At 40.2% G+C, this 9,078-nt stretch carries 15 protein-coding genes and 1 tRNA gene; 13 read left to right on the top strand and 3 right to left on the bottom strand.

The window, feature by feature from the left end; translation table 11 throughout:
• Window positions 1-56: 56 nt before the first annotated feature.
• Complete coding sequence (locus C6Y03_RS10230) at window positions 57-1,310, top strand: MFS transporter (RefSeq protein ID WP_060596687.1); 1,254 nt, start codon at window positions 57-59, stop codon at window positions 1,308-1,310.
• A gap of 77 nt (window positions 1,311-1,387) precedes the next feature.
• The gene (locus C6Y03_RS10225; RefSeq protein WP_034662003.1) at window positions 1,388-1,702 is read left to right on the top strand and encodes an MTH1187 family thiamine-binding protein; all 315 of its coding nucleotides are present in this window, start codon (window positions 1,388-1,390) and stop codon (window positions 1,700-1,702) included.
• Between the two features lie 24 nt (window positions 1,703-1,726).
• Here C6Y03_RS10225 and C6Y03_RS10220 read toward each other — a convergent pair whose 3' ends face one another.
• On the bottom strand, window positions 1,727-1,900 hold the full coding sequence (locus C6Y03_RS10220; protein WP_003217333.1) for a DUF2759 domain-containing protein: 174 nt from the start codon (window positions 1,898-1,900) through the stop codon (window positions 1,727-1,729).
• Between the two features lie 157 nt (window positions 1,901-2,057).
• Between C6Y03_RS10220 and C6Y03_RS10210 the strand changes: the two genes are divergently transcribed.
• Window positions 2,058-2,696, top strand: coding sequence for an MBL fold metallo-hydrolase (locus tag C6Y03_RS10210; RefSeq protein ID WP_060596838.1), 639 nt, complete (start codon window positions 2,058-2,060; stop codon window positions 2,694-2,696).
• Window positions 2,697-2,744: 48 nt separating this feature from the next.
• Here C6Y03_RS10210 and C6Y03_RS10205 read toward each other — a convergent pair whose 3' ends face one another.
• A complete protein-coding gene (locus C6Y03_RS10205; protein WP_003217440.1) occupies window positions 2,745-2,987 on the bottom strand; it encodes a DUF2626 domain-containing protein in 243 nt (80 codons plus the stop codon).
• 211 nt (window positions 2,988-3,198) lie between these two features.
• Between C6Y03_RS10205 and C6Y03_RS10200 the strand changes: the two genes are divergently transcribed.
• Window positions 3,199-3,579, top strand: a complete 381-nt coding sequence (locus C6Y03_RS10200) for a Spx/MgsR family RNA polymerase-binding regulatory protein (protein ID WP_007501232.1) — start codon at window positions 3,199-3,201, stop codon at window positions 3,577-3,579.
• A 54-nt stretch (window positions 3,580-3,633) separates the two neighbouring features.
• Here the strand turns inward: C6Y03_RS10200 and C6Y03_RS10195 are convergent.
• A tRNA-Gln gene (locus tag C6Y03_RS10195) sits at window positions 3,634-3,704 on the bottom strand.
• A 98-nt stretch (window positions 3,705-3,802) separates the two neighbouring features.
• On the opposite strand from C6Y03_RS10195, the gene C6Y03_RS10190 reads away from it, so the two are divergent.
• From C6Y03_RS10190 to C6Y03_RS10145, 9 genes are all read left to right on the top strand, one after another.
• Window positions 3,803-4,675, top strand: coding sequence for an STAS domain-containing protein (locus C6Y03_RS10190; RefSeq protein WP_106039255.1), 873 nt, complete (start codon window positions 3,803-3,805; stop codon window positions 4,673-4,675).
• 177 nt (window positions 4,676-4,852) lie between these two features.
• Window positions 4,853-5,923, top strand: a complete 1,071-nt coding sequence (gene comGA / locus C6Y03_RS10180; RefSeq protein ID WP_106039253.1) for a competence type IV pilus ATPase ComGA — start codon at window positions 4,853-4,855, stop codon at window positions 5,921-5,923.
• Window positions 5,904-6,944, top strand: coding sequence for a competence type IV pilus assembly protein ComGB (gene comGB / locus C6Y03_RS10175; RefSeq protein WP_106039252.1), 1,041 nt, complete (start codon window positions 5,904-5,906; stop codon window positions 6,942-6,944). The genes comGA and comGB overlap by 20 nt, the downstream gene beginning before the upstream one ends.
• Before the next feature lie 16 nt (window positions 6,945-6,960).
• Entirely contained in the window at window positions 6,961-7,254 is a 294-nt protein-coding gene (comGC, locus tag C6Y03_RS10170) for a competence type IV pilus major pilin ComGC (RefSeq protein ID WP_003217322.1), read from the top strand.
• The gene (gene comGD, locus C6Y03_RS10165) at window positions 7,247-7,693 is read left to right on the top strand and encodes a competence type IV pilus minor pilin ComGD (RefSeq protein WP_066030666.1); all 447 of its coding nucleotides are present in this window, start codon (window positions 7,247-7,249) and stop codon (window positions 7,691-7,693) included. The genes comGC and comGD overlap by 8 nt, the downstream gene beginning before the upstream one ends.
• Complete coding sequence (gene comGE, locus C6Y03_RS10160) at window positions 7,677-7,994, top strand: competence type IV pilus minor pilin ComGE (protein WP_034661291.1); 318 nt, start codon at window positions 7,677-7,679, stop codon at window positions 7,992-7,994. Before comGD ends, comGE begins: the two co-directional genes overlap by 17 nt.
• Window positions 7,933-8,433: a competence type IV pilus minor pilin ComGF gene (gene comGF / locus C6Y03_RS10155; protein ID WP_034661289.1), complete on the top strand. Its 501-nt coding sequence runs from the start codon at window positions 7,933-7,935 to the stop codon at window positions 8,431-8,433. The genes comGE and comGF overlap by 62 nt, the downstream gene beginning before the upstream one ends.
• Window positions 8,430-8,813 carry a competence type IV pilus minor pilin ComGG gene (locus tag C6Y03_RS10150; protein WP_034661288.1) on the top strand — a complete coding sequence of 128 codons (384 nt, stop codon included), beginning with the start codon at window positions 8,430-8,432 and terminating at the stop codon, window positions 8,811-8,813. Before comGF ends, C6Y03_RS10150 begins: the two co-directional genes overlap by 4 nt.
• Window positions 8,814-8,871: 58 nt before the next feature.
• Window positions 8,872-9,066 carry a YqzE family protein gene (locus C6Y03_RS10145; protein WP_024718846.1) on the top strand — a complete coding sequence of 65 codons (195 nt, stop codon included), beginning with the start codon at window positions 8,872-8,874 and terminating at the stop codon, window positions 9,064-9,066.
• Window positions 9,067-9,078 lie beyond the last annotated feature (12 nt).

Here is a 9,078-nt window from a genome sequence, read left to right as displayed (position 1 = left end):
TATTGTGAAAAGTACGGATGTAAAAAAAAGGATATGTTTTAGGGAGATGTCGAACATTGAGTGCTCAAAGCCTGTGGAAAAGGAATTTCACTTACTTATTTATTTCTAAAATGTGCAAAATAACAGCTGATAGTTTATCTTTCAACACCATCTTGTGGCTTTTAGTACTAGGCGGGAAAGGGGCAATTGGAACAGCTTTTTTTATTGCGGTCAGCTTTGTTCCGCAAGCCATTGTTGGGCCGCTGATTACCCCAATGATGAAGCCGCATCAATTGAAATTTTGGATGTGTTTTGCTGATTTAACAAGAGGAGCGATAATCCTTGTGATCGTGGTCAGTTACTTTTATGATTTCACGCCATTAGCACTTGTGATTGGCTGTATGCTGCTTCATTCGGCGACTGGTGGCTCCTACGAACCGGCGTCCGTATCAATTATTCCAAAGCTTGTCCATGAGGACCTCATACAAAAAGCGAATGCAACTATCCAATCAGCAAGTCATGTGGTCAGGCTTGTGACGGTAACGATTTGTGGTGTCATGATTGCGTTTGTAGGGGTAGGGTATACAATGCTTGTGATCATTCCTCTTTATCTCTTCTCCGCTTTATTGGTATTAATGATTACATATGAAACAGAAGTCATCATCGATAAAGCCAAAAAAGGGTTATCATACGGCAAAAGATTAATTCGGGGATTTTCACTTGTTAAAAGGCATCATATTTTGTTTCCATTGGCGATTTTTTGTGTCTGTTCAAACTTCGCTGCAGCACCATGGGAAGCATTGTCTGTTATTTATTTAACAGAGGATTTACATAGTGGACCAGTTATCTATTCATTTATTAAAGTCACAACGGCACTAGGTGCCTTCTTGATGGGGTTTGTTTTGACAAAGGTAAAAGTGAACCGGTATGGGCTGCTGTTTATAGGTGCCGGGATCGTTGATGGAATCTCGTTCTTCATCACAGGCATGAACGCATTTTTACCACTTGTGTTTATATCAGCCTTTGCTTTAGGGGCTGCCATCAGTGCAGTCAACGTACCTGAACATACAATGATTCAATTGTCAGTAAAAGCAGAGGATCAGCCGCAAGTGTATGCGATTATCAACATGATCTCCTTCTTCATGATTCCGTTAGGTGCTCTCATTGGCGGCTATATGGCGACACTATTTGGGTCTGGGTATGTCATTGCGGCTGGCGGCATCATTGAAGCTGTGTCAGGGATATGCCTGCTTCTATTCACAAAGATTGGGAAGGTAGAGAGGGCGGATTTGACGATAGAACGAGACAAACCTTCTTTAAATGCAACGTGAGCATGGCATGATTGATTGTGAATAGGTTACAATGAGGACGAGAAAACATGAGGATTCAATGGAAAGGGGCAAGAAACATGGCCATAGCAGATGTGACCATCATTCCAATAGGTACTGAAACACCAAGTGTCAGTGCTTATGTAGCAGATGTACAAAGAATTTTAGAAGGCTTTCAAAAAGAAGGGAAAATTAATTATCAATTAACACCAATGAATACGTTAATTGAAGGTGAATTATCTGTTTTATTTGAAGTCATTCAGCGCATTCATGAAGCACCTTTTGAAAAGGGATTGCACCGCGTAGCCACCAATATCCGCATTGATGACAGGCGGGATCAAACCACAACGCTTACAAGTAAAATAGAAAGCGTGAATAAGCACTTGAATCAATAAAAAAAGCCTGCTATTTGCAGGCTTTTAATGTGCGGTTGGATAACCGCTATAGATGATGGTCATGACAGTAAACCATCCAAAAACCAAAAATGTCGCGCCAGCAAAAGCGATGGCAAGTACGTTCACTTTTTTAAGTGAGCGATAGATCCCGAGTGCAGCTAAAATCGTGACTAGACCAAAAATAATGACGAGCATCATGTGAAAGTCCCCCTTTGTCATCAATCCCCTTGATTTCCTTTATTTTCATTTTAACCGTTTTCATAAAGCTTGTCGAGTAGATTCCAGTTGACGATTGTTTGAATTTTTATTGTGTAGCCTTCATAATAAAAAAGAATGAATAAAGTAGGTGATGAAAATGAATTGGAGAAGAATGCCACTAGGCTATGTACAAGCGAATGCGTATATTTGGAAAAATGAGCACGGAGAATGCTTAATCTTTGATCCAGGCGGTGAAGCACAAAAGCTGATTTCCTATATAAAAGAAAAACAGCTCACACCGCTTGCTGTCTTACTGACACATGCTCATTTTGATCATATCGGTGCGGCAGATGAGGTGCGTGCAGAGTGGGGAGTGCCACTCTATGTACACGAGAATGAAAAGGAATGGCTGACGAACGCTGAATTAAACGGTTCAGCTCGATTGATTGGGAATGGAATTACGGTCAAAGAAGCAGAAAAATTAATTACGTCAGAAGGAACTCTTCAAATTGGATCGTTTACATTAGAGATGTTCCATACACCTGGGCATTCACCAGGCAGTGTGTCTTACTATTCGGCGGAAGAAGGATTTGTGATTTCTGGTGACACGTTATTCGAAGGTGGCATCGGGAGAACAGATTTAGTAGGGGGCAGTCAAGAAGTGCTGCTTCAATCGATTCATAACAAATTGTTGTCATTACCAGAATCAACTCTTGTTTTAAGTGGACATGGCGGTGAAACCACTGTACTCACAGAGCAGGAGCAAAATCCGTTTATCAATGGTTTTTCTCTTTAAACACAGGTATGAAAAAAGCATCTCTTTTTAAAGAGACGCTTTTTTCAATTAATGTCCGGTACCGGGAACCATGATGAAGATCGAATAATATGTAAATCCGGCAAAGAAAATCGTCAAGTACGCTCCGAAAATGTAAATATACATTCTTTCGGATAAATTCAAGTAGGATAAAAATACAAAAAGAACGGTTTGACCGAAGAACAGCAGCGATGCATCTTTCATATGCCCTAAATAGAACATGACAGCAAAAATACCCGTCCAAAAGCCAAGCACGCGGAACATGCGATTCATTTCTTTCCCTCCCCTTAAAAACCCCTTTGATTCATATTATAGCTGATCACCACTTGTTATGTAAACATTTACATTTTTGACAACGTGTGAACATTTATTTTACAAGTAGAAAAAATTTTTTTGAAAAAGTGATCAAAACGTGTTTATGCCGAAATACATGAGGGTACTTACTCCATAAGAGAAAAGGTTAACGACCTAAGGAGGAAGACTAATGAGTGACATTACTTTTTATTCATACCCGAGCTGCACGTCTTGCCGCAAAACAAAACATTGGCTAAAGGCGAATCAAATTGATTTTAAAGAGCGTCACCTTTTCAGAGAAACGCCAACCCTAGATGAATTAAAAAAGATTCTTTCCTTAACAACAGAAGGAATGGATGAAATTTTAGCCACACGAAGCCAGGCTTTTAAAAGCTTAAATTTAAATATTAATGATTTAAAAGTAAACGAGGTTCTTCAGCTTCTCATTGAAAAACCAAAACTGCTCCGGAGGCCAATTATCATTGATGGAAATAAATTAGTAGTAGGCTATAATCCCGGAGAACTCATGAAAATATCAAAAAAGAAAGCGATTCATCAATCAGTTTCCTAATAAAAACGAAGATCAGCTGAAACATTCTTCAGCCGTCTTCGTTTTTGTGCTGAACTGGGCTAGCTGGGTTCGAACCAACGATCACGGAGTCAAAGTCCATTGCCTTACCACTTGGCTATAGCCCAATATCAAACGTGTAATGATATTGTTCACCATCTGCGGTCATTTATACATAAAAGTTGTATGTCACTAGTTTTAAGTGAAAAAGGAGCGGAAGAAGTAAATGAAAAATGAAAAATCTAAGCAATTATATGAATTTATCCTAAAAGAAGCCCCTGTCATGACCGAAGAATGGCTGAAAACAAGAACAGAAGAAGGCTCATTATATTCCAAACATGCTTCAGAGGAAACGGAAATGAAGCTGAAGGAACAGAACACAGCGTTTATTCAAACCATTGCAGCAACGCTTGTGACGCTGTCAGACAAAGTAGAAAATCATTTAAAAAAATGGTCTGTTGATATTGCACGTGATCGAGCCGTTCACGAGGTGCCTTTATATGAAATCATTGGACAATTTAAGATATTCCGTCAGATTTTCTGTTCGAGAATCGAGAAATTCATAATAGAAACCGAGCTTGAAGTGACGCTCCAAGATGTGTGCGGGTGGAATCAGCATTTTCATTCCACGTTTGATAATATGATCGAGCGTTTATCAGAAGAATACGACCGTGTGACACTGAGTCAGCTAAATGCACAAAGAGAGATGATTCAGGAACTGAGTGCTCCTGTTATTCCAGTTTCAAAGGAAATTGGGATTTTGCCGCTCATCGGAGAGATTGATACGTACCGGGCCAAAATTATTCTAGAATCCGTACTAGAACAGGCTTCAAGACTGCGTCTAACGCATTTGTTTATTGATATATCAGGCGTACCGGTCGTTGATACGATGGTTGCTTATCAGCTCTTTAAAGTGGTGGATAGTGCGAAGCTTCTAGGAATCGAGACGATTATTTCAGGCATCCGCCCAGAAATTGCTCAAACCGTCGTGAAATTGGGCATTGATTTCTCAAAAGTAAATACTGAACACAGCCTTGCAAAAGCTTTAGAAAAAAGAGGATTTCGTATTTTTGAAGAACAGCCGCAAGAAGCCACATGACCAAAAAACCTGCACTTGTAAAAGTCAGGTTTTTTTATATGCTCTTTTTTAAAAAACCACGTTTTCCATCGCAAGCTGATGATTTTTTCGCATGCTTAGTCGTTAAAATGATAAAATGCTCTTTTGTCAGACAGGTTCCTCCAACTTACAATATGGTCAGAGAAGGGAGTGAACCATTTGTATGATATTGAATATTTGGGACAAGAGCTGCTAGAAGAAGCATGCCGCATGAGAGCATCTGATGTGCATATTGTTCCAAAAGAAAAGGAAGCGTCGGTATCTTTCCGCGTAGACTCAGATTTAATTCAGCAGCGAACCATTGATAAAAAAAGCGGCGAGCGGCTCATTGCTCATTTTAAATTTTTATCATCCATGGATATCGGGGAAAAAAGGAGGCCGCAAAATGGGTCACTAGCTGTGATGCTAAGAAGCGGCCAGGTGTTTATTCGGATGTCTACCTTACCAACTGTAAATGATGAGAGTTTAGTGATTAGAATATTGCCGCAGGATCATGTTCCAAAAATAAAACATCTGTCACTATTTCCGAAAGCCTCCATCAGATTATTATCATTTTTGAATCATTCGCATGGGCTGATTTTATTTACCGGTCCAACAAATTCAGGGAAAACAACAACCCTTTATTCATTAATCCAGTTTGCAAAAAAGAATTTCAACCGAAATATTATTACACTTGAAGATCCTGTGGAAACAAGAAATGAAGAAGTGTTACAGGTTCAAGTGAATGAAAAAGCCGGCATCACATATGCCGCAGGATTACGTGCTATTTTAAGACATGATCCAGATCTGATTGTGCTAGGAGAAATAAGAGATGCCGAAACGGCCCGAACGGCAATTAGAGCAGCACTGACAGGCCATTTAGTGATGAGTACGCTTCATGCGAAAAATGCAAAAGGAGCCCTTTATCGTATGCTTGAATTTGGTGTCACGATGAATGAACTCGAACAAACGATGGTTGCGATTGCTGCGCAGCGATTAATCGAGCTTACCTGTCCTTTTTGCGGAGAAACATGTCAGCTTTACTGTAAATTAAATCGACCGGTCAGACGAACAAATGTATTTGAACTGCTGTTCGGAAAGGAGCTAGGTGAGTGTATCAAGGAGGCTAAAGGAGAATATGCTCACTCGTCATATGAAACACTGCAAAGATTAATTCGTAAAGGAGTGGCACTAGGCTATTTATCGAAAAACACCTATCATCGCTGGGTTTATGAAGAAGCAAGCCTCTAAAGCATGGTCTAAAAAGGACCAAGCGGAATGTCTATCAAAACTTGCTCAATTGATTCAGGCTGGATATACAGTGATTGAGGCATTAACGATGGTGAATATCCAGTTGTCGAATGAGCAGCAGCAACAATTAACACCGGGCATTCAGTGGCTGCTTGAAGGGGAGCCTTTTTATGTGGTGCTGGAGAGACTCCAATTTCAGCGGGAAGTCATTGCCATATTAAGTTTCTCCGAAAAGCATGGCAGTCTAGCACAAGCACTTGAACAAAGCGCGCGGTTTTTAGAGAAAAAAATCAAACAGGTAGACACGTTTAAACGCATGTTACGTTACCCGATCTTCCTCATCTTTACGGTTTTGGTCGTGCTCATACTCGTTCAACAAATGATCATTCCTCAATTTTCTCTCTTGTACTCCTCGATGGATACCCGAATGTCATGGCTGATTCAAGGTATGTTTGGACTTTTTCAATTGCTGCATGTTTCTCTCCTCCTCATCGGCTGTGTGTGTATCTGTTTGACCGGATACTATGCTGTCTTTTTTAGGAAAAAGTCCACCCTTGAGAAGCTGATGGTGATAAGCAGGTTTCCTTTTTTATATAAAGGAATGCAGCTGATGCATACGTACCTTTTCTCTCTTCAGTTAAGCGGACTGCTTCAAGCTGGATTATCGATGTACGAGAGCTTGCTAGCTTTTAAACAGCAAAGCTACTTACCCTTTCTTCAAGAAATATCAGAACAGATGATTGAAGAGCTAAGAAAAGGAGAAAGCATGGCACATCAAGTAAGCTCGTCTCCTTTTTTCGAGAAACATTTTGCAGCCGTCATCGAGCATGGTGAAGCGAGCGGGATGCTTGCAAGAGAAATGTACACGTACAGCCAATTTCTATTAGAGAATGCAGAGCTGAAAATTGAAAAATGGATTTCGTGGCTGCAGCCGGTGATCTATGGTGTGACAGCACTTCTTATACTCATTGTGTATCTATCTATTCTTTTACCAATGTATCAACTCATGGAGCAAGTGTAAGAAGGAGGACAAAGACATGAATGATAAAGGATTTACCCTGTTAGAAATGTTAATTGTCATGCTCGTGATTTCGATTCTTTTACTTATTACCATCCCGAATATCACTCGTCACCACCAAACGATTCAAGCAAAGGGCTGTGAAGGGCTTAAATCAATGGTGAGCACACAGGTGATGGCATATGAATTAGAGCATGATGGCAAGACACCATCTTTAGCTGAATTAGAAAAAGAAGGCTATGTCAAAAAGGGATTAACGTGTCCTAATGGAAAAGCGATTGTCATTCAAAACGGCCATGTGAAGCATGAATAAATTGATTTTTCATGAGAAGGGTTTTACCCTCATTGAACAGCTAATGATCTTACTTGTTCTATCGATTCTATTGTCGATCATAGGAGGAAAAATCCCAAATTTAATAGAAGGCGCTGAAGCCAAAAGACAAGTGAACATCATGAAACAAGATTTTCAATTGGCTGCTTATACTGCATTTATCAAAAAAACACGTGTGTATGTTGAATTCCATCCGCCACATGTATCGTATCAGGTAATCGATCAGAAGGATGGCGAAGTCATTACTTCTTTTCAGCAACAAAAGGGAAGCATTAAGGCTTCTACATTTCCACAAGGTATCTATTTTAATGTAAACGGACATCCAAGCAGCGGCGGGTCTCTCATCATTCAATTTGGCAGTCAAACGTATAAACTCACGATCTATTTAGGAAGCGGGCGAATCCATGTTCAAAAACAATAGAGGGTTTAGTACGATTGAGGCGCTGTTTGCTTGTCATATCTTCCTATTTGCAGCCCTTGTGCTCATGCCAGCCTATGAAAAAATCATGATAGGGAAAAATGAAGTAAGAGCCAAACTTGAAGCTTACCAAATCTTGCATGAACAGATGAATGAATCGTTCATAGATGGTACAAAACCTTCTGTCAAAAAGAAACGAGGCGACGTCACATATGTATTCAATTGGAGTAAAGAGAAGGGGTGTGTATCATACAAAATACAAAAAAAGCAGACCATATGCTTTCACCATGTTGCTGAACGGTGAACAAGGTTTTACCCTTGTCCAGGCTTTGTGGCAATTACAGCTATTTTTGTTCCTTTCTTTTGGCTGTGTACTAATCTTTTCTACAGCTGAGAAAGCCCGTCCTTTTGAAGAGATTAACCGATTTTCACAAATGGAGTGGAAACAGACTGTCCTGCAATTAGATGAGGAATTAAGCCGTGCAACGGCTGTTAGATCGGTGCAAGGAGGTAAAGCGTTAGAGTATGTATCTGATCAAGGGCGAGTGGTAACGATTGAGCCATATCAAGAGATGCTTCGGAAGCGAATGGATCAAGCAGGCCATCTTCCTTTATTGCAAAAGGTGAAAGAATTTCGTGTCAGAACGAATCAATATAGAGCCATCCTGAAAGTCACAGATGAATCTGGTAAGGTGTATGAAGCCGTTTTTTTCATATATAAAGGGGTGGTTCCTACATCGTGAAAAGAGAAGGAGGATTTATCTATCCGCATGTACTAGCTGCGATTCTATTTTTTCTCTTGATCCTAGGATCAATGACGATAGGGTTTCAAAAAGAGCTGAGAAGTGCAGAGCTGACGATTTCTTTTTATAAAAAACAGCAGCTTTTCAGGGTGGGGGCGAGTGAAGCTGCCCGTACATTACATCGTTTGTGTGAAAAGCAGCATACCCATATTGACACTGAAGAAGGCCGCGTGACATTGAAGCAGATGACATGCGATCAAAAGAAAAAGCGTATCCTCATGTTAGTCAGTGTGAAAACAAAGGATGGTTTATCAGATGAGCGGGAACTGGTGCTGGATTGGAAGACCCGTGAAATCATGAAATGGGCAAACCCTGAATAGCCAGTGTATAAAATGATCCTCTTCTAGGTAACACTTGAAGAAAGAAGAGGTGAATGTGTTGAAAACCAATGACTATGTAAAATATATGACGCAGGAAATCATTAAATATATGAATACACCACGTGACGAACGGAAGGAACATAAACAAGAGAAAATGGAAACGAAACCGCCATTTTCACAGCGTTTATTTGGGGTTCTGCCGTTTGGGTTTTCAATGATGTTAAAAAAACGTCAGCGACATCGACGAAAGTAAAAAGCCGCCAGC

It is taken from the genome of Bacillus sp. LNXM65, from assembly GCF_002998575.1.
Classification (GTDB): Bacteria; Bacillota; Bacilli; order Bacillales; family Bacillaceae; genus Bacillus.
Note: the sequence above shows the minus strand (reverse complement) of the source record. Positions and strands in the feature narration are given on the sequence as shown.

Bases quoted from the DNA above. Each gene is read 5' to 3' on its own strand.
- C6Y03_RS10220 (WP_003217333.1), bottom strand. From the start codon at position 1,900: ATGATGCTCGTCATTATTTTTGGTCTAGTCACGATTTTAGCTGCACTC.
- C6Y03_RS10200 (WP_007501232.1), top strand. From the start codon at position 3,199: ATGAGTGACATTACTTTTTATTCATACCCGAGCTGCACGTCTTGCCGC.
- comGD (WP_066030666.1), top strand. From the start codon at position 7,247: ATGAATAAATTGATTTTTCATGAGAAGGGTTTTACCCTCATTGAACAG.
- C6Y03_RS10210 (WP_060596838.1), top strand. From the start codon at position 2,058: ATGAATTGGAGAAGAATGCCACTAGGCTATGTACAAGCGAATGCGTAT.
- C6Y03_RS10190 (WP_106039255.1), top strand. From the start codon at position 3,803: ATGAAAAATGAAAAATCTAAGCAATTATATGAATTTATCCTAAAAGAA.
- comGE (WP_034661291.1), top strand. From the start codon at position 7,677: ATGTTCAAAAACAATAGAGGGTTTAGTACGATTGAGGCGCTGTTTGCT.
- C6Y03_RS10205 (WP_003217440.1), bottom strand. From the start codon at position 2,987: ATGAATCGCATGTTCCGCGTGCTTGGCTTTTGGACGGGTATTTTTGCT.
- C6Y03_RS10225 (WP_034662003.1), top strand. From the start codon at position 1,388: ATGGCCATAGCAGATGTGACCATCATTCCAATAGGTACTGAAACACCA.
- comGC (WP_003217322.1), top strand. From the start codon at position 6,961: ATGAATGATAAAGGATTTACCCTGTTAGAAATGTTAATTGTCATGCTC.
- comGB (WP_106039252.1), top strand. From the start codon at position 5,904: ATGAAGAAGCAAGCCTCTAAAGCATGGTCTAAAAAGGACCAAGCGGAA.